Below are 24,532 nucleotides of genomic sequence, written 5' to 3'. Positions count from 1 at the left end.
CACAGATAAGACAGGACAGGAGAGTGTTATGTCTGACAATACGTTAGAAACAGAGAGTATATACGTTTCCTTCGGTGTGGGGGCGGAAACATACGGCATAGGTATAGAGGATGTCCGTCAGATAATACGTGTGCCTAAGATAACCCGTGTCCCGAAAATGCCTGACTATGTTCTTGGTATGACAAACCTTCGTGGAGAGGTGCTCCCGCTGGTGGATCTTTCTATGAGGCTTGGCTACAAACACCCCTGTGTGCACGGGGAAGATACCCGTGTGATCGTCGTGGATAAACAGGGGATACTCACAGGACTCATCGTTGAGTCTGTGAATGAAGTCAAGTCCACTGAGATGCATGATATTGATAAGTTCCCTGACATACTGAATGCCGGCGTGGATAAGAAATATATCTCCGGCATACTGAAAGTCGGAAAGGGTGAAGACGTTTCCATAATACAATTGATAAATACAGATGAAATTATAGATATCGACTCGGCAGGTAAATACCTCGAACAGAACAGTGCGCTTATTAAAAAAGAGAAGAAAGAAGATGTTGTTGCGGGGGCTATTGACGAGAAACGTTTTATAAGTTTCAACATTAAAGAGCAGGAATATGCCATCGAGATCCATAAGATAAACGAGATCATATGGATGCCTGAGGTTACTTCTGTGCCCGGTCTCCCCTCTTATGTACTCGGGATTTTCTCTCTGCGCGGTGAGGTTATCCCTCTTTTGTCTCTTCACAGCAGGTTTGGTATGACCCTTAACAGGGATGACGAGACGACCCGTGTTGTCATAGTGGATATCGGCAATGTGATGGTTGCCTTTGCCGCGGATAAAGTTAATGCCGTTGTAAGTGTTGATGAAAGCCTTATCGAACTCCCTCCGAAAGTCTATGAAGATCAGGAAGGTTCAGAGGTCTCTGCGGTTTTGAAGCTTGAAGACGGCAAAAGGCTTGTGATGGCTCTGGAGCCGGAGAACCTTGTGGATGATGCAGAGCTGGAGGCACTGAAAAGTGTTGCTGAGCAGTCGAAAGGGGGGACACATATGAACTATGATGTTACTAATACTGCTGATGAAGAGAAGCAGATCGTTACATTTCAGATAGAGAATGAACACTATGGGATATACATCCAGAAGGTTCAGGAGATAAACAGGTACACCAACGTTACTAAGATACCTAAAACTCCGAAATTTGTTGAGGGGATAATTAATCTTCGGGGAGAAGTGATCCCGCTGATAGATCTGCGCTCGCGTTTTGAGCTGGAGACTAAACCGAGGGACGAATTCACCCGCGTGATAATAATAAACCTCCAAAATATGAAAGTTGGGTTTGTTGTTGACTGGGTTGATGAAGTGCTTCGCATAAGGCAGGAAGACATTGACCCTGTTCCGCCTGTTCTCGGTGCTGCTGTGAATTCTGAGTTTATTGAAGGTGTGATAAATTTTGATAAGAATGAAAAAATGATTCTTTTGCTGGATGTGGAAGAGCTTTTTTCCAGAGCCGAAATTAAAAAACTGGAGAATTTGCAGGAAGGATGAAAAAAGTAAGAGTGCTTATAGTTGATGATTCTGCTCTGATGCGGAAGAAGATCACAGAGATGCTGGACACCGCATTTGGTGTTGAAGTTGTGGGGACAGCCAGAAACGGGGAGGACGGAGTCAACAAAGCTGTTGAGCTTAAACCCGATGTTATAACTCTGGATGTAAACATGCCTGTCATGGACGGAATCACGGCGTTAAGGATCATAATAGAAAAAGATATATGCCCCGTTATTATGCTGAGTTCTCTTACACAGGAGGGGGCAGCCACAACATTTGAGGCGATGGAGCTAGGTGCTTTTGACTTTGTTGCAAAACCGAGCGGCACCGTTTCCAGAGATATAGATATTGTCCGCAGGGAGCTTGTGCGTAAAGTCAAGGCTGCTGCCGGAATCGGGCTTTCCAGGCTGACCAGACGAATCGAGATGGAAGACCTCGGTGAAGATGAGAAGGTTGTCGATGAGATGGAGCTTGCTCCTGTTGACAGTGCAGGTTTTAAAGCTGTCTGTATGGGGATATCAACGGGTGGTCCGAAGACTATTTTTGATGTTATACCAAGAATTCCATCAGATATTAATGCCGCTCTGTTCCTCGTTCAGCACATGCCTGTGGGGTTCACAGAGTCATTTTCCCAGAGACTGAACAAAGCATCGCGTATTTATGTTAAAGAGGCTGCCGCCGGAGATATTGTAACTCCGGGAGTGTGTTATGTCGGTAAAGCCGGGTGTCACATGACGCTCTACAGGAAGCACAACGGCATAACAACACTTAGGCTTGGGCAAACTCCTGAGCATGCTTTTATCCCCAGTGTAGACATCATGATGGATTCTGTTGCAGAAGTTTTTAAAAAGCATACCCTTGGCGTGCTGATGACAGGCATGGGGGATGACGGCGCAAAGTCCATGTGCGGTATAAAACGCTCGGGGGGCTTTACAATCGCTGAATCAGAAGAGACAGCTATAGTTTACGGAATGCCCAGAGAGGCAGTTGAGAGAGGTTGTGCGGACATGGTGCTGCCCAGCAATAAGATAGCAGACGAGATTACCAGAAGGATAAGCAGGGGATGGTGATATGGAGATAAACGAACTCAAAACCAAAATCAAGATTGTTTTCCCTGAAGAGTCAGAAATATTCATGGCTGAAGAGTTTATTAGTGAACTGACCGGCATAGATATGGATAAGAAGCCTGTTGAGCTGGATTTCAGCGGAGTAAAAACGCTGGACACAGTTTTTATTCAGCTCGCCCTCAGTATTATAAAGACAGTAAAAATACACAATAATAAAGTTTCCATAAAGACATCTGAGGTTCTGGAAGAGACGGAAAAGCTCTACGGAATCAGCTTGAAAGGCTTGATTGGAGGAATTTAATGAAGAAGATTCTTATTGTTGATGATGCTATAACAATGAGACAGCTTGTGGCTGCCACACTGAAAGCTTCCGGCTATGACGTTGTGGACGCCAGAGACGGGGTTGATGCTTTGAAAAAACTGGATGCAGAGGGGAGATTTAACCTGATTGTTTCTGATGTGAATATGCCTAATATGGACGGCATCACTTTTCTTAAAGAGGTTAAAGCCAGCTCAAAGCATAAGTTTACCCCTGTTATCATGCTGACCACCGAATCTCAGGCGGGCATAAAAGAAGAAGGGAGAAAGGCAGGAGCAAAGGCATGGATTGTGAAACCCTTTAAACCGAACGATCTGCTTGCTGTCGTGAAAAAGATTATTGGGTGATTAGTCGGCATACTAATCAGGAGGCTGTAGTGGAAAGAGAAGGACTGCTCGCAGTTTTAAGTGGTGATGATGAAACACAGCGTATATATGCTGTTGAGGATGTGATCGCTCTCAAGGAAGAAAAACTCTACCCTGACATTATTGCTCACCTTGAGAAAGAGCAGAGCAGGCTTGTCCGTGAGCTTATTGTAGAGGGGCTTAAAGTGCTTGATATCTCCGACTATTTTAAAGAGATATCCAGATATTTTGAATCTACTGATGCTTATGTGAGAAACTGTATAATCGAGATTTTCGGCTCAAAAGGTGAAGAGGCGGTTGCATTTCTTACTTCCATAATGGATCACGAAAATAAAGAAGTGAGAAAGCTGATTCTGGACAGCCTTGTTGCTACAAGCTCTAAATATTCTATCCCTGCCTTGCGTGCTGCGCTGCGTGATAAGGCGCCTAATGTTATGATTACAGCTATAGAATATCTCGGCAAAATATATGATGAAGAATCCCTTAATGATGTTATGGAGATATTTGAGACGAGCACAGAGCCTATGGTTCGTTCTGCTTGTTTGGAGACTTTAACCATTATGGGCAGCCCCGATAATGTTGACAGAGTTCTTGCTGTCCTCGGTGCCGGCGGGATGGACAGTTTTTATAAGCCCAGTGTGATAAGGCTTGCCGGAGAAAAAGGCGGCTCAAGACATCTGGAGTTCCTCCTTTCCTTTTTGAATAATAAAAACACTATGTATTTCAGAGAGATATCAAATGGGATACTCAAAATCATCTCAAGAGAGAACATACATAGATTGGATGAGATCCATACTAAATTCATGCTGAACAATCTGAAAAATCTGAACGGATACGCTGAAGAGCGGCTGACATTCTTATACATAGTTTCAAAGCTGGATATATCCAGCAAAGAGAGCCTTTATGAAGAACTTGCCGCAGACGACAGCGAGGACATCGCACTTACTGCGCTGGAGCATCTTGCGGATATAGACAGACCGAGAGCCGTTAAGATGATCGAAAAGAAGCTGAAGCTGGCAGACGGGGAACACAGCAGAACCCTGACAGCTCTGCTTGAAAGCATAAAGGGGTAAAACTTTAATTATGCACATAAATTCAGACGATTTTAATGATCTGACAGCGTTTATTTACAAAAAGTCAGGGATAAAGTTTGAAACAAAGAAGATGTATTTCATTAACAAGCGTGTCGCCAGACGTCTCGAAGAGATGCACATGGATGACCTGCGGGATTATCTGCGTTATCTGAAATTTAAAGATGACGGTACTGAAATGCAGGAACTTATGAATCTGCTGACAGTTAATGAAACATATTTTTTTCGTGAGTTTAATACTCTTGAAACTTTTGCAGAGCATTGTCTGCAGGAGATAACAGAGGCGAAGATAAAACGAGGTGACAGATCCCTTCGTATATGGTCTGCCGGCTGTTCCACAGGTGAAGAGCCCTATACCCTCGCGATCATAATCAGAGAGATGCTTGATAATGTGGATGACTGGGATGTACAGATACATGCTGGGGATATTGACGAGGTTGTTCTGGATAAGGCAGAAACGGCAATGTATGACGACAGGAGTATTAAAGACGTTCCTGATGCCTATCTTAGAAAATATTTTGAAGTGGTTCGTGGGCGCTATCTCCCTGTGAGACAGGTGAGGGATATGGTTACTTTCGAGCATCTGAACCTTATGGACAGGATGTCTATGAGAACAAAAAGAAATTACGACTTTGTATTTTGCAGAAACGTTTTGATATACTTTGATGATATATCCAGAAAGCAGGTAGTAGACCATTTTTATATATCGCTGAATCAGGGCGGATATATCTTTCTGGGACACAGTGAGTCTGTCGGGCGCATAACCACCGCCTTTAAAGTGAAACGTTTCGGTTCAAATGTGGTTTATTTCAAGGGGTAACAAGATGGCAATTAAGGTGCTGGTAATTGATGATTCGGACATGGTGAGGCACTTTCACAGTAATATCCTGAAATCAGCAGGGTTTGATGCAGATGGAGCGATAGACGGGATGGATGCTCTGGAGAAATCCATGAAAACCAACTATGCCCTCATGCTTTGCGACCTGAATATGCCCAGGATGGACGGAATAACTTTCATTGAGGAATTCAGAAAAACTGGAAAGGAAACACCTGTAATTATTATTACAACACAGGAAGAGATCGAAAACAGGCAGAAGGGGTACGAGTCCGGTGCAAACCTCTATATTACAAAACCTGTTAAGCCGGATGACCTGATCATGAACATAAAAATGCTTCTCGGCATAATGTAGAGAGTTGGAGTTTGCTATGCCCCATATAGACATAGAAAAATTTAAGTTAGGGTTTTTAGATGAAGCTGCAGATCTCCTTGAAGAGGCGAATGAAAATATCCTCCGTGCCGAGTCAGGCGGTGATCTTGAGCTTTTTAATGCGGTTTTCAGGTGTATACATACTATAAAAGGTAGTGCCGGCGGTTTCGGCTTTGACGGAATATCTGAGTTCTCCCACCATCTTGAAACTATGCTGGATAAACTCAGAACTGGTGAATTGAAAATAAATGCAGACATTACAGACCTTCTTCTTAAGGGGATAGACACTCTCTTTGAGATGGTGGACTATGCGAGAGATAGGAAGGAATATAATAAAGACCTGTCTGGAATTACTGCTCAGTTTGAAAGCAGAGCGGACGATGGCATGATCTGTGCGGTGGAGGCTGATGCGGACAGGCTGCCGGAGGCTGTTGTAAAAGTGGACACAGCAATAAAAAAAGAGCTGATAAGCAGACACCCCGGGTTTGGGAAACCGTACAGGGTTAATGTTAAGTTCACAGATGAGATGCTTGAAAACGGATATGACCCGCTTACACTTTATTCTAATCTACGGAACATCTCAGATGTTTTTATCGCTGTAACAGATACAGAAGGGATACCGGAGACAGAGCAGATTGAACCGTACAAGCTTTATCTCAGACCGGATATATACATCATAAGTGATGCTTCTTTGAATGAGATAACAGACCTTGCGTTTGACCCTGACACTGTTGAAGTTCACGAAATCTCTCTTGATGATGAGGCGGGACAGCCTGAAAGCAAAACCTCTATGATAATGGAAACAGATGAAAGACCTGAAAGTCATGTTGCGACTGAAGGGATAGATACAGAGATGCTCGCAGAGCTTGCCGCAGGGATAGAGGACTATTTTGAGTCTATAGAAAACTATCTGATAGAAATAGAGAAGACTGGTATCGGCAGCAAAGAGGCTGTTGATAACATTTTCCGTGTTTTTCACAATATCAAAGGCGACAGCGGGTATGTCGGTTTCTCTTTTATGGAGAAATACGCCCATCTCGTTGAAAATATGCTTGATAAAGTGCGTGAAGGCTCTGTGGTTTTTGACAATAGGGCAGCAGAATTTATCCTAAACATAATCTCTGATGTGAAGGCTGTGATAAATGCTTTACTAAACAAGGAAAAACCGTGCCTGCCGGAAACTTATACCATGCTTCATGACCTGACTAATACCATTACTCTTCAGGTTCAGAATACGCCTGCGATCACAGATGAAGTAAAGATTTTCCTCGGACAGGTTGATCAGTTTATGGAGATGATAGAGCTGGCCGAGAGTGTGCCTGCGGGAATGCAGATGAGACAGAGAGCCGCTGCGGGACTGCGCAATGCGGCTAAATTTATAGGTTTTAAAGACCTCACTGAACTTGCAGTTGCGTTTGAGTCGGATGTCAGCCGTGGCAAAGACTATGATGCTGTACTGAGTTCTATAAAGAGCTATATCACTCAGCTGAAGTCGCCTCCGAAAAAGCTTGGGGAACTGCTGGTTGAATCAGGCAAGGTCACCGTGGAAGAAGTTGAACACGCGAAATCCCAGCAGAAAAAGATAGGCGAGATACTTGTCGATCAGGGTAAGTTGGATAAGGACGAACTAGACATGGTTCTGAAAAAACAGAATATCATGAAAGCATCTGAAAATACTGCACCGGCTGCTGTGGTTGCAGAGCCGGAACCGTCACCCGAACCTGTTGTTGCAAAAGAGAAATTCTCTCAGTCGATGAAAGTCGACCAGGAAAAGATAGACAAATTCACAAATACAATAGGTGAGCTTGTAGTAGCAAAGAACGCATATGAATACATGATGCAGAAGCTGATAAAAGACTATGACCTCCCAACGAGTCTTGTGAAGGACTTCAAAGATAACTCGAACCTGATCGCAAGAATATCACAGGATTTGCAGCGTGATATCCTCTCCCTGCGGATGGTTCCGATCAAACAGATATTTAATAAATTCCCCCGTGTGGTGAGAGATATCTCCCGCAAGCAGAATAAAACTATGGATCTGAGGATTATCGGGGAAGATACAGAGATAGATAAAAAAATTGCTGATATCCTTTCAGATCCGCTTGTTCATCTTGTTCGTAATGCTTGTGATCACGGTCTTGAAAGCGCTGCGGAACGAACAGCTTCGGGCAAGTATGAAACCGGAAGCCTTATTCTCAAAGCATATAATGAAGGGAGTTTTGTTTATATCGAAGTGATTGATGACGGCAGAGGTATTAACTGCGGCAAAGTGCTGGAAAAAGCTGTCAGCAAAGGGCTTGTCCCTGATGGAGCGAATCTCACAGAAAAGGAGATAATACAGTTTATACTGGCTCCTGGGTTTTCCACAGCCGAGAAAGTTACTGATATCTCCGGTCGGGGCGTTGGTATGGATGTTGTTAAAAGCTCCATAACGAGTGTCGGAGGATTTATAGATGTTTCTTCTTCTGAAGGTGAAGGCACACGGGTAACGATGAAGATCCCTGTTACCATCGGTATGTCTACTTCGCTTCTGGTTCAGATGGGCGAAGATGAGTTTTATGCTTTTCCTATAGAAAATGTAGCAGAAACTATAATTATAGAGAAAGAGCAGGTAAAAGACCTTCATTTTGGTAAAGGAACCTACTACAGAGGGAATGTTTTACCTCTTTTTCAACTGTCTAAGTTGTTGGGAGGAGAGAATAAAGAGCTAAGTGATGAGGTCAGCGTTGTGATAACAGTTACAGATGCCGGCAAAACGGGTATTATAGTAGATGAACTGCTGAACAGAATGGACATTGCTATCAAGCCTGTTCCTGAGTATTTCTCTCACCTGAACTACATAGGCGGAGTTACCATACTGGGGGACGGTCAGGCGGTGCTTGTTCTTAATGTTAACAAGCTGTTTTAATATCAGAGGTCTATTATGAAAGTTTTTGTGGTTGATGACAATGAGCTGCATCTTAAAATGTGTAAAATATTATTAAATAATCTTGGATACGAAGTGACTACATCTACATCCCTTGAAGATCTGCAAAAGAGGATGGACGGGCTTTCTGAGCCTGATGTTGCACTGATAGACTATAGACTTTCTCCCGGAGAGACAGGAGTGGATGTTTTATCCTACCTGAAACAGAATGGTAAATGGCAGAAATGTAAGCTCGTTGCGCTCACTGCCGACATAAGCGAGAGGTCTATGCTTGAGAGAGCGGGATTTGACAGTGTGGTGTTCAAGCCTATTACAGAAGCTCTTCTGAAGGAGATCATCAATTAAATGAGTGTAAAATTTGAAAGTCTGAAAAATGAGATCAATGATTGTTTTTACGAGATAGTCGGAATAATCAATGAGATTGTCGGTCACAGAACTGACAGCTTCACAGATATGCTTGCGATCAGCGAAGAGATACAGAAAGGCTCTGAGAGCTTTGTCGGCGAGACAGACAAAGTAATCAATGTTATCTCTGAGGATATCAACAGCAAAATCGAAAACCTGAACATGGAAAAGATGAAACAGGACATAGTGGAGGCTACATCGACTTTCATTGCCATTACAGAAGAGCTAGAACTGCTCTCGTATAATACAATATGCAGAACCATGGCACTTGGCGACAAGGGTTCGACTATCACTCATATCAGCAAAGAGATCAAGAAATATTCCACAACTGTTAAAAGTCTGTTGGATATCATTTCATCTAATTTTAATGACATGTTCGCCAGATTCAAAAATGTAGCAGATCATCTTGTGGAGCATAAGCTTGTCCCCACAGACAGCTCTTTCGAAGTTGAAACTGTCGAGGACTTTGTCATTACATCAGATGTGTCGGTTCTTATAGAAAATTCTCAGTTTCACGATATATTTATGCAGGAGATGGAGATAATAAACGAGGCTGTATCTAAGGCGGATTTCGACACCCCATACGAAGCCGGGCTCATCTTCGGTGTATATGAAAAGGCGACCGCAAAGCTGGATTTTATCAAATATTCTCTTCAGGACAAGCTGGAAGGGATAAAGCTTGTTATGGGTGACTTTATATACACTTTTAATACAGATTTGCAGAACATAGCCAGTAAAACGAATATTCTCCGTTCGGAACTCAAACGTGTTACTGAATTATCAAATAATGTATGTACCACTATTGACACTCTTGGTGAGAGCATAAATGAAACAAGAGCTGTGCTCTATAAAACAAGGGGGAGCGTCGGGGTTCTTGCCAAACACTCTAAAACTTTTCGTAACCTTGTTGTTATTACTGCTGTGGAAGTCGCAAGAATAAATGACGAAAGCCTGCGCAGTGTTGTTGTTTCCATGAATGAGACAGAAGATGAACTTAATGGGCTGATAGATAAGCTTCACTCTAATATCGATATGTGGGAAAATCTCAGAAATGATTTTATGAACACTTTCGAAACGGCAAGGGTCGACATGAGCGGCCTTTGTCAGGCTCAGTCAGATAATAAAAGAGGGGACGTTATGCAGAAAACCCTCGACCTGGACGGCGAGCTGAATAACTTTCGTGAGATATTTATGGCTGATAAATACTTTAACTTCTTTGAAAGCACAACAGGTAAGCTCATAGACCTGTTTTCTGAATTTAACGAAAGTGTTCAGGAGGCTTTTATGGAGTTTAACAACAGTCTTGGAGATGACATCCTCTCTGATGACGAGTTTACAAGAGGGCGCAATGAGGCAGAGCTGAAAGATATTCTTGCCACAGAAGACAGCCAGTCGTCTGTGGAATTTTTCTAGGCGGTAGGAATTGAACGTAATAAATGTCCTTGTGGCAGAAGATGATAAGCTTAATCGTATTATGATATGTAAGCTCCTTGAGAAATTCGGAGCCTCATGCCAGACAGCAGTAAACGGGGCAGAGGCAGTTGAGTTGGCCATGGAAAGGGATTTTAATATGGTTTTTCTTGACTTTAATATGCCCGAACTGAGCGGGGCAGAAGCGGCTGCAATGATCAGGCAGGATTGTAAAGCTGAGGGGCGTAAGTGCCCTCTTATCGTTTGTATTTCTGCTGATGACGAGATCGGCGAACAGAGCATCTTTGATGAATTCCTGCCGAAACCTTTCAAAATAGAAACAATTCAGAAGATGCTGGAAAAAGGCAGTGGAGATGACGCAGATTAAAAATTATAATTTAAAAAAAGTCGGGGTAGAAATAGGGCTGGACATAGACACTATGGAGATGCTTCTTGAAGAATTTATTAATGTGATGGATGAAGAGATATTAAATCTGAGCAGGTCTGTTGCAGATTCAGAACCGGAATTCATAAAACATTACGCCCACAAGATGAAAGGCGCTGCGGCAAATATGATGGTGGACGAGCTTTGTGCTCTTTGCTCTGAAATGCAGAATGCTGACAAAAATGATAAGGCTCTCACTACCCGCCTGCTGACAGAGATCGAGTCCTGCTATGGTGAGTTCAAAAGCTTAATCAAGCATTGATGCTTTTGCCAGATCATAGACTTCAAAAGCCGATAGCCCTAGCTTTACGGAGGCTTTCTCACAGGCTGACCATTCCGGGCTGTATTTTCTGATGTTCTTATAACTTAAAACTTTCACGTCAACTTTTTCGCCTCTGACATCCGTCTGGACAATTTTTCTGTCCATAATGATTCTGTCTGTTTTGTGATACCTTAACCCTGCCGTGGATGAATGCCTGAACAGAATTTCTGCTACATCATCAATATTTTTATCGGTACAAAGGACGGTGATTTGTACCGCAGGTCTGTTCTTTTTACCTGTAAGGGGTGTGCAGAATACGTCCAGAGAGACGTTCTTCAGCTTATCAAAAAGTGCTCCTATCACTTCACCGGAACAGTCATCGATGTTTGTTTCGATAACGGTAATCTGCTCTTTTGCAGACTGATTTTTTATGAGAGTGCCCCGCAGGATGTTAGGCATGGTTTTGAGTGTGATGGTTCCTGTCGAATAAGCTGAACCGGCAATTTCACCTTCATATTCTGTTGAAAAGTCAGAGACGTAATATTTAAGGATTGCTGCTCCTGTCGGGGTGGTTAGTTCGTTTGGTTCGTCAGTCCTTTTAACTGCAACACCCTCCAGAATCTTTAATGTGGCAGGGGCAGGCACAGGGACTTTCCCGTGTGCACACTTGACAAAACCGCTCCCGAGAACAGGTTTCGAAGCTGTTATCTTATCAATCCCCAGTCTATGTACTCCATATACAAACCCGACTATATCCAGTATAGAATCCAGAGCGCCGATTTCGTGGAAGTGAACATCATCTACGGTTTTGCCGTGGACAGCCCCTTCAGCCTCTGCGATGATTTGAAAAATGCCGATCGCATCATTTTTCACCTTATCCGGCAGGTCAGCTTTTTCTATCATATTCCTGATATCTGACAATTTCCTGTGGGCGTGTTCGTGGGGCAGCTTAATGTTCAGACGTGTGGCGTCTATTCCGTTCACAGAGACCCTTTCCGGTATGATTGTTATCTGTACACCTGCTATTTTATCTACAAGTGTTTCAATTTCGCTGAGGTTCAGTCCTAATCCATAAAGAACTGCTAAAGACATATCGCCGGCAATTCCGGATGTTATATCAAAGTGAAGCGTAGTATTTACACACATGAGAGACTCCGCATATTCCGCATTTTGGACTTCTTGCCGTACATATTTCTCTTCCGAAATAGATCACACGGTGGCACCAGTCGCACTGTTTTTCGCCTTTTATAAGTTTTTCGAGGTCTTTCTCTACCTTTTCCGGTGTGGTGTTGTCAGTGAGCCCGACCCTTCCTGATATTCGTTTGACATGCGTGTCAACAACGACACCGGGTTTCTGCCAGAAGTTGCCCCTTACGACATTTGCTGTTTTTCGCCCCACTCCGGAGAGAGCCAGCAGTTCGTCCATATCCTGTGGCACTTCCCCGCCGTGATTCTCCACCAAAGCTTTTGCCATTCCTATGATGTTTTTCGATTTCATCTTGTACATGCCGGTGCTTTTGATGATTTTCGCCACGTCTTCAATGTCAGCATCAGCGAGGCTGAAAGGATCAGGATATGCAGCAAAAAGGTCTTTGGTGACAATGTTTACTCTGGCATCGGTGCACTGGGCGCTCAGTATGGTTGCCGTCAGGAGCTGGAACGGCGTCTGATAGTTCAGAGAGCACACTACGACAGGGTATTTCTCTTCAAGGTATTTTTCAAAGGCTTCCGCCCTTTCTTGCTTAGTCATCTTTCAGTTATAGCATTTTATGGGCTATGCATAAATAATATTTTATTGTAACATCTCTGCATGGATATCAATATTTTGCAACTTGCAATACTTCTGCCTGCCGGTTTTGCAGCGGGGCTTCTGAATGCTCTTGCGGGCGGCGGGTCTTTTATGACTGTTCCACTCTTGATTTTTACAGGTCTGGAGCCTACGGTAGCGAACGCTACAAACAGGCTCGGGATATGGATTCAGTCGCTGGCGGGTACCAGAAAATTCAGCAACATGGGATATTTTCCAAAGGTCTACAGCTATACTGCGGCAATACCCGTTGGTTTGGGTGCGATATCCGGCGCGTATCTCGCCACTATCGTATCTGATGATATGTTCCGCAAGTATTTTGCTTTTTTTATGGTGCTTATGACGCTTGTCACATTTTTGAAACCGGGCACGAAGGAACTCAAAGAGGATGTGAAATTTACTGTCTGGGCGACTGTAATAAACTCGGTTGTGTACTTCTTTATAGGGATTTACAGTGGGTTTGTACAGGCAGGGGTGGGCTTTCTGATGACCGCCGCATGTGTTATGTCCGGTCTTGATATGGTTCGGGCGCACGCCGTTAAACTCTTTCTTAATCTCATCGCTGCAACAGTGTCAGTCGCAATATTTATCTATGCGGGGAAAGTGCTTTTTCTGCCTGCAATCGCCCTTGGTTCGGGAATGGCTTTCGGTGCGGTAACTGCCGCAAACATCAGCGTAAAGGTCAGCAATACTTTTCTTAAAAGAGTTGTCTCTGTGGCTATCATTATCTTTGCTATTCTTCTTTTAGTCCTGAAGTGAACTTTTCCGCTGCTTCAAGGAGTGTTCTGCCTTCGCAGTAATCAGGCCCTGTTACCAGAGCGTGGTAATATCCGTTTTCAATCATTTTAACAGATTCAATTTTCAGCAGTGGGTAATCCTCAGGTTTAGAATATTCTCCGGTATGGATAAGAAATGGACCTTCGGTACGTTTCTCAGTTGCCGAGACGACTCCGTGTATGATTATCTGCGTTCCGTAGGGGACGGGGTGTCTGTCTGTTTTTATATATTTCAGCCCTTTGGCTGTTATGGAGTCTGCGATTTTGAGTTCGTCTGCATCCGCAGGCAGTTTACTGACAGCGGTGAGTATGAGCTGAAATGAAGTTCCCACTGCTACGGTGACAGGTATATCTTCCCCTTTCTCAAGCTGACAGGCAAGCCCTGACTCGGGATAACAGTGTACTATAGCTTCAGAATCGTTCAGAGGCTGGATGCGGTACATCCCGCAGTTGTGTATGCCGTCAGCCATGCTTATGACACATCCGGTGTTGATAGAGCCTGATACGTCCTCTTCGTGGTGGGGCAGAATAGGCAGATCGCTTAAGTTGATGTCTTTGTACTTGTCAGGAGACATGAACTGAAGGTCATGAAGTTCTCTTTCGGGGTTAAATTTGCTTACAGGACCTTTCATCGCTACTTCGATGCGTGTTTCCGATGCAAAAAGGTTCAGAATTATAGGGATTTTTCTTTGGAATATAAGCGCTTTTCCGCCCGGGCGGCACTCTTTCAGAGCCCGTTGAGCCATTTTTATCCCTGTGACATTTCCATCCATTTGCAGGGTGTGCCCTGCCATGTCGAGTTTTTTTATGATGTTGTTAAAATTGTGTTCATACATTTGTTTTGTGACAGATTGTTGCGTCGCATATGCCGAAAGTCATGGGGTTAAAGTCCACGCTTTCGAAACCTGCTTCCAGAACCATCTGTCTGTAAACGTCCCTCTTGGGAAACTTATAAACGGAATCGGGCAGGTATTCATATGCGCCTCGGTTGCCGGATATGACACCGCCTATGAAGGGGAGGATTTTAGTAAAATATAGTCTGTATAGTCTGCTGAAAAACCATCCTTCAGGCTGTGAAAATTCCAGTATGCAGAGCTTGCCGCCGGGTTTGAGAACACGGTGCATCTCTTTTAGGCCTTTCGGTTTATCTGTAACGTTACGAAAACCGAATGAGATGGTCATTCTGTCGAAGCTGTTGTCTTTGAAAGGGAGCATATGAGCATCGGATACACTAAATGCGCCTTTTGGGAATTTTTCCTGTCCGAGCTTAAGCATGTTATAGCTGAAGTCTCCGCCGATGAGTGTGATTCCGTCAATGCGGGAGTCCATCTCAATCATCATATCTGCTGTACCGCAGGCAAGGTCTAAAACTGTCTGACCGGAACCGATCCCGGCGAGCTTTATAGCTTTTTTACGCCAGCGTACATCTGTGCGGAAGCTGAGCAGTCTGTTAAGCAGGTCATATTTATGTGCGATGTCGTTAAACATCTGCTGAATTTCACGGGATTTCTGTTCCACTGATACCTCTAAATTCTTATGATCATACAGGTGAAATCGTCCTTCTGGGCACTTTTTTCTTTCACCATTTCATCGTACAGGGTATCAAGTATATTGTCTCCGCCAAATTTTGCAAGTTGTTTGACATCTTCCCTGAGCTGATCATCAGTGGTGTATTCGACCAGACCATCTGTATAGATGAAGATGGTGTCGCCTTGATTAAGTTCAATACTCTTTTCAAAGTGCTGCTCTTCGAAAAGACCGATGGGGAGAAAGTCCGACTTGATGATTAAATCTTTCCCCTCGCTGAAAACTGCCGCCGGTTCATGTCCGCACGAGATATAGCGCATGTTTTTGGCATCATTGTCTATATATCCGAAGAATGCTGTTATAAACCTGTCTGAGAATTTTTTTGCCAGCAGGTATCTGTTCAGTGCCGTTACAAGGTTTTTCAGAGAACCTTCCTGGTCGAACAGAGTCGTGTTCTCTGTGAAAACACTCAGAACAACTGTAAAGACTGCCGCAGAGTAACCTTTGCCGCAAACGTCTGCCACAGTAAAAAATATCCCCTGATCGGTCTCTTTGACCATGAGGAAGTCGCCTCCGGCTGCCCTTGCCGGATAGTTAATCCCGGATATTTTTATTCCGCTTTTCAGCTCGAGGTTACGCTGTACGAACTTATTCAGGATATCGCCTGTGACCTGCATTTCTGATTCCTGAACTTTTATCTCTGTCATACGTTTATGGTACTGAGCGTTTTCAACTGATGTGGTGACAATGGATGAAACGAGTTCAGAGAATTCTTTGTCAGGTATTATGTCGAAATGAATGTTGAAGAGGACAATGCGTATATCCATAGTTTCTTCGTATATAAAAAAAATGTTGTCGATGTTGAACTTGTCGCATTCTATAAAGCTGTCTATGAACTCTGTTGCTTCCATAGAGGCGGTTACTTCCATGAGGCTTTTGCCGGAAACTCTGATCTTGTTTTCGAAATCCTGAAATTCCACCCCGAATCCCTGAAATTCGCTGTCATGTATGGTGCACCCTGCTTCTGCGCTGAATGCATCCATGAAGAAATTGAGTGCAACAGCCATGACTTCATCAACTTCCACTGCTTTAAGAATACGGCTGCTCTGTTTAACAAATTCAAGTTTTTTCTGGTAATCAATATAAACGTTTATGTTTCGTTCACGGGAGATTATTTCGTTCATGCGCTGTCCGAGATACTCGTTGTAAGTTTCCATTTCAAGCACAGCATTGTCAGGTTCGGTGTGGAAAGTAACTATTCCGTGGACATTGTTCATATATTTAAAAAAAACTGATGATTTTACCTCTATCTTTTCATCGAAAAACTCAAGAGTGCGTTCTTTGGTGCAGACCTTCCCGCCGTCATAGCCGAAATCGTAAAGATCGTAACGCCCTTCGGCACCTTTATGTACTCCGGCAACAGCTTCGCATATAGAATTCTCCACCTGCCAGAGAGTGTATGGTGTGGAGGACGAATGGTCGAGGTGCTTGCTTAGAACATGAAAAAAATCCTGCATACTGTTAGTGAAGAGTGTGTCAAGAAGTCTCTTCTGTAGTTTCATCTACGTCTTCTCCTTCACCTACAGCTTCCAGAACCGGACTCAAAAGATCCAGTATCTCACCTACAGATAGTCCGAGAGCTATGGATGCGTCTTCCGCTGTTTCGTGGTAGTATTTTTCTTTTGCCATTCTGTTTGCAAAATACAGAGCGGCTTTAAATTTATCTGTGGAGTTCCAGTGGTGTGTACGCACTGCATCGGTAATGACGCTTACTACAGACCATTTGTGTAGTACAAGCTCTCCCACTGCACAGTGGTCCGTGCCCAGCTGCTGGCGTTCGTCGTCCACGGTGTCTGCCTCTTTTACGAGGAAGTCAACCAGAACCGTTTTCCCTATATCATGCATCAGCCCTGCAAGATAAAGGGCATCTTCGTCAAGGGAGCATGCTTTCCCAAGTATTTCACTTAGCCGTGCGACAAGGAATGAGTGATCCCATAATTTCTGCCCCGTAGTTTTATACAGGTTGAAGTTTTTTTTAAAAAAGTGCTCTGTGGATACAGCAAGTGCAATGTTCTTAACAGTGTTAAGCCCCAGAAGGACAGTTGCTCTGTCTATGCTCGAAACATCCTGCCTTAGACCGTAAAAGGGGGAGTTTACCAGTTTAATTATCCGCGAACTGAGCCCCTGATCCATCTTTATCTTTTCGATGAAGTCCTTCATCTGAGTTTTATCATTTCTGGTGAGCCGTACAAGCTCTTTTGCCAGTGCAGGCAGAGGTGGTATATTTTCCGCTTTTGCAATGATTTTTGCTTTGAGAGTGTCAAACTCATTGCCGTTGGTTTTTGTAGTGTTTGCGGCTGGATTCAGAGTGAATTTTTTTTGTATCTCTTCCGGTTTAAGCGGCGGGAAAAAAACACCTGATATTCTGAAGTCTTTCAGAACTTCGATAACCTTTCTGTCTTTTACAGTCAGGTAAAAGTATGTGGGCACAGAAAACTGTTTAGGCAGTTTGAACAGTGTGGCGGTGTCATTTATCTCTATCAGGCAGGCATCGGCGTTCTTTTCTGAAGTCAGTTCAGCGCTTTTCCCCAGAGCCTGCTGGAATATCTGTTTGCTTTTCTGTGACCCTATATAGAGAATTTTCATCCTGTTCTGCTCTTTATAATGTCTATTAGCTCTTTCGGGCTGAAAGGCTTCGTCAGATAAGCATCAGCACCTGCTTCTTCGCCTTTTTTGAGGTCTTCTGATTCTGCCATTGCTGTGAGCAGTATGATCGGTGTCTGTTTGAACCTGTCCATCTTCTTCAGCTCTGCACATGCTTCCAGTCCTGTTTTTTCCGGCATCATAACGTCAAGAACGATAACATCCGGAGAGTGCTCTTCTGCAAGCTGAACAGCGGCGAGACCATTTCCGGCTTCGATAACTTCGAAACCGCTCTTCTTCAGATGGAGAGAGACGACTTTTCTGAGTCTGAGCTCATCATCAGCGATTAATACTTTCATCTGGAAACCTCAGTTTTATAGAACTCTTGTCATATTTTGTTTCTATATTGTGTTTAGCAAGAACATCCTCGAAAATGGCAAAAACAGAAGGGTTATCATAAAAACCTTTATCAGGACTAATTGAGAGTTCATTTTTTATGAATGTTACACTGAAGCCTTCGTTTGCTGCCAGAGTAGCTTCATGTAGATATATCTGTATAATGTTTTTAAATGAATAAGGTTCACAGCGTATTTTTACACCGTCAGGTACAGACGAAACCGCTTCACAGCTGCCATCTTTTGGTACTGCGTTGGTGATAAACAGGTTTATTAAGGTTGCAAGATCTACATCCTCGTATTCTGAACTTTCAGCTTTACCGAAGATGTGGTTGAAGCTGACGCTCATTCCTCTGTCGAAGATATCCAGAAGATAGCCAGACTCCATTATCATTTGTGTCATAGATTCATCTGTCAGACCTTCATTTATTGCTTCGAGCATTGCAACAATGACCGCAGTATTAGTGCGTATGTGGTGTGAAAAATATTTATAAACAGTTTCCAGTTTTTTTTCCGGGCTTTCAGTGCTGTTCATTGGAGCCACCTCTAACTTCACTAAGTATAAAAGCGATTAACATCATTTTCAATACATTAATGGTCTTATATATTCTGAGATGGAATTTGTCTCTTTTTATCAGGGCATTGTGATTTTGTATTTATCAATAAGCTATTGCTTCTTTTCGATGATAACAAGAAATCTTTCCTCAATAGGCGGTCTGGCAGGATGCTGGAATTAAAAACTTATCAATGGATCATGTGGCCATATTATGAAAGCTATATTTGTTAAGCATATATGCGGTGAAGGCTGATAACGGTTGTATTACTGTTTTACTATGTATAAAATGCCGTATTATCTATATAATTGAATGAGGTTTCGTATGGACTGTATATTTTGCAAGATATTAGCCGGAGAAATTCCGTGCAGTAAAGTTTATGAAGACACTCTTTTTATAGCATTTCTGGATATCAATCCTGTTCATAAAGGACACATCCTTGTTGTCCCTAAAAGGCACTTTGTCAATATGCTCGACACGCCTGACCTTGAAGCTGAGGCGATCTACAAAGTTACCAGAGACTTGTCAAAAGCTTTGATAGAAGCTACAGGGTGTGACGGAGTGAATCTTGTCCAGAATAATAATGCCGCCGCCGGACAGGAGGTTTTCCACTCTCACCTGCATATCATCCCCAGGTACGAAAATGATGGGCTCAAATTTGCCTCTGTCAAAAAAGAATATGACAGCATCGAAGAGATGAACGACATGGCAGAGAGGATTAAAGCGAGTCTCTGATATCTCTTATTTCATTGATGCTTATTAACTTACGGGGGCGTTTGGGATGCTGGTGCACTCCGCGGTCTTCAAAACCGATTGTGACGGGTTTTGCCCGTCAGGCAGGTTCGATTCCTGTGCGCCTCCGCCATTATATTTTAATCGTCTAATTTATCAATATTTTACAGATGTGTCCAAAATGCTGCTGCCTAAATATGGCCTAAATTCTTTAAGATCGTCATATACGAGGTCAATTTTTTCAGATCTAGTTTGGTCTATTATGCCTTCTCTAGCTAGTATGATTATACTACTACAATATTCAACATCTTTCATTCTGCGGATGTCACCGATACTGAAAAATTTTAAATCATTCCAGAATTCATTTTGCGAAAGCTTTATTGATTGTAAGCCGAACTCACTGTCTATGCTATGTCGTTTTTTCCTGACTATTTAGATTGTACTCTGTAAGGTTTAATCTGTTGAAAAGCTTAATGATGTCATCTCTTGTACACTTTTTATCAATGTTGACTATTGATAAGTCATAACTCCAAATATGGCTTCTGATTTCGTCAGGTAGGTCAGTAAAATATTTGTTCCCATAAAGATCTTTTAAACTATCATCTAACATATGTGTGCTAGAGAGTTTAAACGCACCTTCAACAAAATCTACAATTGCATTGATACGCTGTTGGCCATCTACTATATGCCTTATTGTATCGCCAGACTTAGGGTCAGTTTCAGCGGTCCATAAGTATAGCTCTGGAACAATAAAGCCAAGTATGATTGTCTCAATAAGTCTAATACGGTCTTTTTCAATCCATACCTTTCTTCTTTGATAGGTTTCGTCGATCATCAATATCCCTTTATCAAAATCGTCGCATATCTCTTTGACTGTTTTCGTGTTTCTTGGGAATGAAAATTCAGGCATAGTTGTACCTCATTTTTTTAATTGTGCTTATGGAATAATGTTTAAAATCATCGATATCCCTGTATATTCTAAAATTCATTTCATGCCTAAAAAAGAAAGTACTTTTTAAATTTCTTATTGTTTTTGATGAAAGGTTTTCCCAATCAGTTCGGCACTTTTGTATTTTGCGTAGGTTTTTTCATTAATAAATCCACGATAGATTTCTCTTTGTATATGTTCATAGGTAGATTTGTATATACGACTGTAAGAGTTTCTGTATAACCACCAATATCGCTCAAAACCCTCTTTCGAAATTATAACAATATCAATATCAGAGGTATCAATCGCTTTTTCGTTAACCACAAAGTCTCTTAAATTCTTTTCGGGATTAAAACTACAACCGTTTTTTGCACTTCCTATTATCATTGCATTAGCACAATTGATTTGCATACTTTTTTGAATTATTTGTTTAAAACTGTCTAAAGAAACACTGGTTTCAGGAGCAGTCTGCTTGAGAACTGAATCGCCACTGAATTAGTAGACACTTTTCTTGTTTATATCATAGTTCTTTTCAAATTCAACCGGAGATAGATTTCCGTTATTCCCATGACGCCTTATTGGATTGTAAAACATCTCGATATAATCAAAGATATCACGCCTTGCTTCTTCCCTGTTTTTATAGATTCTTTTCTTTATTCGTTCTCGCTTTAAGAGTTGGAAGAAATTTTCAGCTACAGCGTTATCATAACAGTTTCCTCTCCTGCTCATGCTGCATGTAAGGTTGTGTGTCTTCAGAAAGCTTTGCCACTCAGAGCTTGTATACTGGCTGCCCTGATCAGAATGTATGATCACATTATTATCAGGCTTTCTGCGCCACACAGCCATAAGTAGAGCCTTTAAAACTATATCTGAATGCATCCGATGTTGCATTGACCATCCGATAATCTGACGAGAGAATAAATCGATCACTACTGCCAGATACAACCAGCCTTCATAAGTGCGAATGTAAGTAATATCTGTTACCCAAACCTTATTAGGCTCGGATACTGCGAAATCCTGCTGAAGATAATTATCTGCTATATGAGATACATTGCCTTTAGAATATCTTGGCTTACGGTAGCCGACCTGAGACTTGATGCCAGCCAGCCTCATGAGCTTATGTACACGATTCTTGCCGCAAGATTCACCCAATTCCATCAGATCAGTATAAATCTTACGGTAGCCATATACTCCGCCGCTCTCTATCCAGTATTGCTTTACGAGTCCCATTAGGTGTTCATCACGCTTCTGCCGTCTACTTTTAGGCTCTTTTACCCAAGAGTAGTAACCACTAGGATGAACACGCATAACTGAGCAGAGCCTTGTCACAGCGTGGTCAGTTCGGTGTTCATAAATGAATGCGTACCTTACTGGGACTCTTTGGCAAAGTACGCTGCGGCCTTTTTTAAGATGTCCCTCTCTTCAGTGACTCTACGTAGCTCTTTCTTTAAACGGTTTATTTCGGATTGATGATCTGACTGGATTTTATAATCGGAATTGTCTGAACCATATTTCTTAATCCAGTTGTAAATACTGCTGGGGTTGACGTCAAGCCTAGAAGCTACGTCATTCACTTTGTGGCCTTGTTCTGTGATTTGTTTGACTACTTCAATCTTAAATTCATCTGTGTAACGTTTGCCATTCATGGAGCACTCCTGATAGTTGTAATTTATAACTCAGAAGTCTCTACAAAACTAGGGGCGATTCAGCCAGCTCCTTTATCACGTCCGGCAGGTTCAGTTCTTCTATGTCGGGCACACCCTCGGGTATAACCCTCATCACCATACCTATCATCCCGCGCTGGATAAAAGCATTCACACGGAACCGGGCAACACCCTTTATCCCGTATGCAAAGTCCGCCTCTTTCTTCTCTTTGAACTCAGCTTTCAGCGAGTTGGGCATGATGGACGCAGCCATCCGCATCCCTTCCTCGGCTGTGATTACGTCGAATCCTTCCAGTGTTTCGATGTCGCCGTGCAGCCTGACAGCGGGCGGTCTGCCCACCTTCATGTGGATGTCAGATACACCCAGTTCCACAGCTTTTCTCAGTATGGCATCTATTTCCATGTTCTTACTCAGCTTCTTCCGGTTCCACTTCGATAGGCTCTGTCATGCCGAATTTGGCTCTGATTTTGTCCTCTATCTCTTGTGCTATTTCAGGATTATCCTTAAGGTATGCACGGGAGTTTTCTTTACCCTGCCCGAGCTTAGCGTCTTTATAGCTGAACCATATCAGCAGCCACACCCATGTCAATCAGCTGACCTTCACGGGATACACCGACACCATAGAGGATGTCGAACTCAGCTGTTTTGAATGGAGGCGCAACTTTGTTTTTAACAACTTTTGCCAGTCCGTGGTTGCCCACAACTTCTTCTTTCTCTTTCAGTGCCTGAGTCTTCTTTATCTCCAGACGCATAGAAGCGTAGAATTTCAGGGCGTTACCGCCTGTTGTGGTTTCTGGATTGCCGTAGACAACGCCGATCTTTGATCTGGTCTGGTTTATGAATATAAGAGTAGTTCTGGATTTGTTTACGATACTTGTCAGCTTTCTGAGTGCCTGAGACATCAGTCTGGCCTGCAGGCCCATGTGTGAGTCGCCCATTTCGCCTTCGATCTCTGCACGTGATGTCAGAGCAGCCACGAAGTCCACTACTACTATGTCTATGGCACCGCTTCGCACCAATGTCTCTGTGATCTCCAGAGCCACCTCACCGCTGTCTGGCTGGGAAACGATCAGGTTGTCTGTGTCAACACCGATAGCCTTTGCATACACAGGGTCAAGCGCGTGCTCTGCATCCACAAATGCTGCTGCTCCGCCGAGCTTTTGCGCCTCTGCGATGGCGTGGAGAGCGATGGTTGTCTTACCAGATGATTCTGCACCGTATATCTCGATGATACGGCCACGGGGGAAACCGCCAACACCCAGAGCGATATCCAGAGAGAGGATACTGGACGGTATAACCGGAAGCTTCTCAACAGGCTTGTCGCCAAGGCGCATAACAGCACCCTTTCCAAAGTCTTTTTCTATCTTTCCCATAGCCATTTCTAAGGCTTTCTTTTTGTCCTGATCCATTTCTAGAGTCCTCCAAAAGTCATTATAAACACAATAAACAATATTGATTTTACATTAAAATATGTGGTTTAAAAAGTCGCCTATACTATTTAGTAAAGTTAATATTCTTCGAGCTTTTTCATAGCCTGCATGATGTCGGTATCTTTGTGTGCCACAAGTACCTTGCCGCCTGTCTGCACCACCACAACATCCTGCTCATTGTTCAACACCATGCACCCGGAGCTGTCCACAAAGTCCGCACATCCGAAACTGTCGCCTATGTTGATGGAGAGGTTGCCCCCTTCCTTCCTGTTGCGGAATTCATATATAGACTCATATGTGCCCACATCCCGCCAGCCTGTGATACCTTTTACGCATTTCAGCTTGGTAGTTCTTTCCAGCACAGATTTATCTATGTCGTGTTTTTTCATCTCGCCCATGAAGCGACCGCACAGGCGGTGTGTCGCTCTGCCGGAGCGGATGTTTTCGTAAACTGTCCTCGCTATTATTGACTGATCGGGTGGAAACTGCACCAGTTCATGCATCATCACGCTGCTGTTGAAGCAGAGTATCCCGCTGTTCACCAGCCAGCCGTCATCCACAAGCTCCTGAGCTTTTTCAGCGTCAGGCTTCTCGACAAACTGGACTGTTTTCCCATCCTTAATATATCCAAACCTATGCTCTGCCCGCTCCGGCTCTATGCCGAACAGGACGATATTACCTTTCTCTGCGAGTTTCTGAGCCTTTTGCACAGCCTCTGCGTATGCCTTTTCGTCGGATATCTCATGGTCGGAAGGTGTCAAGAGAAATGTCTCGTTCGGGTACATAAAGCAGGCTATCATTATGGACGCTGCTGTCCCCTTGCATGATGGTTCCATCACTATGTCTGCACTTAGCTTTGCTTTGCGGAGCTGGTCGTCCGCCTTGTCACAAAGCACATTGTTACGTTTGATGGTTTTAATATAGAGAGAATCCTCTGTACCGAACTGGATGAACTGCTTCGGTGTGTCGCCAGCGGAAAGGGGCCAAAGCATCTTCCCCGCACCGCCACATAGCACTATGTTTATCATAGCCTAGTTTAC

Annotated in this window: 28 protein-coding genes, 1 tRNA gene and 1 pseudogene; 15 read left to right on the top strand and 15 right to left on the bottom strand. The window is 43.3% G+C overall.

Going from position 1 to position 24,532, the window contains the following annotated elements:
• The first annotated feature begins 28 nt into the window (after positions 1-28).
• The 12 genes from DACET_RS13745 to DACET_RS13690 are packed head-to-tail and all read left to right on the top strand — an operon-like array spanning position 29 to position 11,035.
• On the top strand, positions 29-1,537 hold the full coding sequence (locus DACET_RS13745; protein WP_013011970.1) for a chemotaxis protein CheW: 1,509 nt from the start codon (positions 29-31) through the stop codon (positions 1,535-1,537).
• A complete protein-coding gene (locus DACET_RS13740) occupies positions 1,534-2,607 on the top strand; it encodes a protein-glutamate methylesterase/protein-glutamine glutaminase (RefSeq protein ID WP_013011969.1) in 1,074 nt (357 codons plus the stop codon). Before DACET_RS13745 ends, DACET_RS13740 begins: the two co-directional genes overlap by 4 nt.
• 1 nt (position 2,608) lies before the next feature.
• Entirely contained in the window at positions 2,609-2,905 is a 297-nt protein-coding gene (locus tag DACET_RS13735) for a hypothetical protein (protein ID WP_013011968.1), read from the top strand.
• Positions 2,905-3,270: a response regulator gene (locus DACET_RS13730; RefSeq protein WP_013011967.1), complete on the top strand. Its 366-nt coding sequence runs from the start codon at positions 2,905-2,907 to the stop codon at positions 3,268-3,270. The genes DACET_RS13735 and DACET_RS13730 overlap by 1 nt, the downstream gene beginning before the upstream one ends.
• A 29-nt stretch (positions 3,271-3,299) precedes the next feature.
• A complete protein-coding gene (locus DACET_RS13725; RefSeq protein WP_013011966.1) occupies positions 3,300-4,361 on the top strand; it encodes a HEAT repeat domain-containing protein in 1,062 nt (353 codons plus the stop codon).
• A 10-nt stretch (positions 4,362-4,371) separates the two neighbouring features.
• On the top strand, positions 4,372-5,199 hold the full coding sequence (locus tag DACET_RS13720) for a CheR family methyltransferase (RefSeq protein ID WP_013011965.1): 828 nt from the start codon (positions 4,372-4,374) through the stop codon (positions 5,197-5,199).
• Positions 5,200-5,203: 4 nt separating this feature from the next.
• Entirely contained in the window at positions 5,204-5,569 is a 366-nt protein-coding gene (locus DACET_RS13715; protein ID WP_013011964.1) for a response regulator, read from the top strand.
• Between the two features lie 16 nt (positions 5,570-5,585).
• Complete coding sequence (locus DACET_RS13710) at positions 5,586-8,495, top strand: chemotaxis protein CheA (protein WP_013011963.1); 2,910 nt, start codon at positions 5,586-5,588, stop codon at positions 8,493-8,495.
• Between the two features lie 15 nt (positions 8,496-8,510).
• Positions 8,511-8,858, top strand: coding sequence for a response regulator (locus tag DACET_RS13705; protein WP_013011962.1), 348 nt, complete (start codon positions 8,511-8,513; stop codon positions 8,856-8,858).
• Positions 8,859-10,331: a hypothetical protein gene (locus DACET_RS13700; RefSeq protein ID WP_013011961.1), complete on the top strand. Its 1,473-nt coding sequence runs from the start codon at positions 8,859-8,861 to the stop codon at positions 10,329-10,331.
• A 10-nt stretch (positions 10,332-10,341) separates the two neighbouring features.
• Positions 10,342-10,716, top strand: a complete 375-nt coding sequence (locus tag DACET_RS13695) for a response regulator (protein ID WP_013011960.1) — start codon at positions 10,342-10,344, stop codon at positions 10,714-10,716.
• Positions 10,703-11,035, top strand: coding sequence for an Hpt domain-containing protein (locus DACET_RS13690; protein ID WP_013011959.1), 333 nt, complete (start codon positions 10,703-10,705; stop codon positions 11,033-11,035). Before DACET_RS13695 ends, DACET_RS13690 begins: the two co-directional genes overlap by 14 nt.
• Here DACET_RS13690 and larC read toward each other — a convergent pair.
• Together larC and nth are read right to left on the bottom strand one after the other, a co-directional pair.
• Positions 11,021-12,181, bottom strand: a complete 1,161-nt coding sequence (gene larC, locus DACET_RS13685; RefSeq protein WP_013011958.1) for a nickel pincer cofactor biosynthesis protein LarC — start codon at positions 12,179-12,181, stop codon at positions 11,021-11,023. The genes DACET_RS13690 and larC overlap by 15 nt on opposite strands.
• Positions 12,153-12,785, bottom strand: a complete 633-nt coding sequence (gene nth, locus DACET_RS13680) for an endonuclease III (protein ID WP_013011957.1) — start codon at positions 12,783-12,785, stop codon at positions 12,153-12,155. The genes larC and nth overlap by 29 nt, the downstream gene beginning before the upstream one ends.
• 60 nt (positions 12,786-12,845) lie before the next feature.
• On the opposite strand from nth, the gene DACET_RS13675 reads away from it, so the two are divergent.
• Complete coding sequence (locus DACET_RS13675) at positions 12,846-13,601, top strand: sulfite exporter TauE/SafE family protein (RefSeq protein ID WP_013011956.1); 756 nt, start codon at positions 12,846-12,848, stop codon at positions 13,599-13,601.
• Here DACET_RS13675 and DACET_RS13670 read toward each other — a convergent pair.
• From DACET_RS13670 to DACET_RS13645, 6 genes are read right to left on the bottom strand one after another with little or no spacing between them, the layout of a single operon-like run.
• Positions 13,576-14,454 (bottom strand): UbiD family decarboxylase, encoded by an 879-nt coding sequence (locus tag DACET_RS13670; RefSeq protein ID WP_013011955.1) that lies wholly within the window; start codon positions 14,452-14,454, stop codon positions 13,576-13,578. The genes DACET_RS13675 and DACET_RS13670 overlap by 26 nt on opposite strands.
• Complete coding sequence (ubiE, locus tag DACET_RS13665) at positions 14,447-15,136, bottom strand: bifunctional demethylmenaquinone methyltransferase/2-methoxy-6-polyprenyl-1,4-benzoquinol methylase UbiE (RefSeq protein WP_013011954.1); 690 nt, start codon at positions 15,134-15,136, stop codon at positions 14,447-14,449. The genes DACET_RS13670 and ubiE overlap by 8 nt, the downstream gene beginning before the upstream one ends.
• 8 nt (positions 15,137-15,144) lie before the next feature.
• Entirely contained in the window at positions 15,145-16,707 is a 1,563-nt protein-coding gene (locus tag DACET_RS13660) for a PP2C family protein-serine/threonine phosphatase (RefSeq protein WP_013011953.1), read from the bottom strand.
• Positions 16,682-17,791, bottom strand: coding sequence for an HDOD domain-containing protein (locus DACET_RS15775; RefSeq protein ID WP_013011952.1), 1,110 nt, complete (start codon positions 17,789-17,791; stop codon positions 16,682-16,684). Before DACET_RS15775 ends, DACET_RS13660 begins: the two co-directional genes overlap by 26 nt.
• Positions 17,788-18,147 (bottom strand): response regulator transcription factor, encoded by a 360-nt coding sequence (locus DACET_RS13650; RefSeq protein WP_013011951.1) that lies wholly within the window; start codon positions 18,145-18,147, stop codon positions 17,788-17,790. The genes DACET_RS15775 and DACET_RS13650 overlap by 4 nt, the downstream gene beginning before the upstream one ends.
• Positions 18,128-18,718, bottom strand: a complete 591-nt coding sequence (locus tag DACET_RS13645) for a hypothetical protein (protein WP_013011950.1) — start codon at positions 18,716-18,718, stop codon at positions 18,128-18,130. Before DACET_RS13645 ends, DACET_RS13650 begins: the two co-directional genes overlap by 20 nt.
• A gap of 343 nt (positions 18,719-19,061) precedes the next feature.
• Between DACET_RS13645 and DACET_RS13640 the strand changes: the two genes are divergently transcribed.
• Together DACET_RS13640 and DACET_RS13635 are read left to right on the top strand one after the other, a co-directional pair.
• Positions 19,062-19,472, top strand: a complete 411-nt coding sequence (locus DACET_RS13640; protein ID WP_013011949.1) for an HIT family protein — start codon at positions 19,062-19,064, stop codon at positions 19,470-19,472.
• A gap of 33 nt (positions 19,473-19,505) precedes the next feature.
• Positions 19,506-19,602: transfer RNA gene (locus DACET_RS13635), tRNA-Sec, on the top strand.
• Between the two features lie 23 nt (positions 19,603-19,625).
• On the opposite strand, the gene DACET_RS16470 is transcribed toward DACET_RS13635, so the two are convergent.
• The 7 genes and pseudogenes from DACET_RS16470 to DACET_RS13600 form a co-directional block, all read right to left on the bottom strand.
• Positions 19,626-19,784: a hypothetical protein gene (locus DACET_RS16470; RefSeq protein ID WP_211204085.1), complete on the bottom strand. Its 159-nt coding sequence runs from the start codon at positions 19,782-19,784 to the stop codon at positions 19,626-19,628.
• A 94-nt stretch (positions 19,785-19,878) separates the two neighbouring features.
• Complete coding sequence (locus DACET_RS13630; protein ID WP_013011948.1) at positions 19,879-20,379, bottom strand: DUF262 domain-containing protein; 501 nt, start codon at positions 20,377-20,379, stop codon at positions 19,879-19,881.
• Between the two features lie 114 nt (positions 20,380-20,493).
• Positions 20,494-20,784: a hypothetical protein gene (locus tag DACET_RS13625; RefSeq protein ID WP_148214194.1), complete on the bottom strand. Its 291-nt coding sequence runs from the start codon at positions 20,782-20,784 to the stop codon at positions 20,494-20,496.
• 108 nt (positions 20,785-20,892) lie between these two features.
• A protein-coding gene (locus tag DACET_RS13620; RefSeq protein ID WP_430640266.1) for an IS3 family transposase occupies positions 20,893-22,043 on the bottom strand; the annotation gives its coding sequence in 2 pieces (ribosomal slippage) (positions 20,893-21,809 and positions 21,809-22,043; 1,152 coding nt in all).
• A 40-nt stretch (positions 22,044-22,083) separates the two neighbouring features.
• Positions 22,084-22,464, bottom strand: a complete 381-nt coding sequence (locus DACET_RS13610) for a twitching motility protein (protein WP_013011945.1) — start codon at positions 22,462-22,464, stop codon at positions 22,084-22,086.
• A gap of 4 nt (positions 22,465-22,468) precedes the next feature.
• Positions 22,469-23,471: pseudogene (gene recA / locus DACET_RS13605) on the bottom strand (recombinase RecA).
• Positions 23,472-23,569: 98 nt separating this feature from the next.
• A complete protein-coding gene (locus tag DACET_RS13600; protein WP_083772427.1) occupies positions 23,570-24,520 on the bottom strand; it encodes a sugar phosphate nucleotidyltransferase in 951 nt (316 codons plus the stop codon).
• Between the last annotated feature and the right edge of the window lie 12 nt (positions 24,521-24,532).

Source organism: Denitrovibrio acetiphilus DSM 12809 (genome assembly GCF_000025725.1).
Lineage (GTDB): Bacteria > Chrysiogenota > Deferribacteres > Deferribacterales > Geovibrionaceae > Denitrovibrio > Denitrovibrio acetiphilus.
This window is presented reverse-complemented; position numbering and strand designations above follow the sequence as displayed.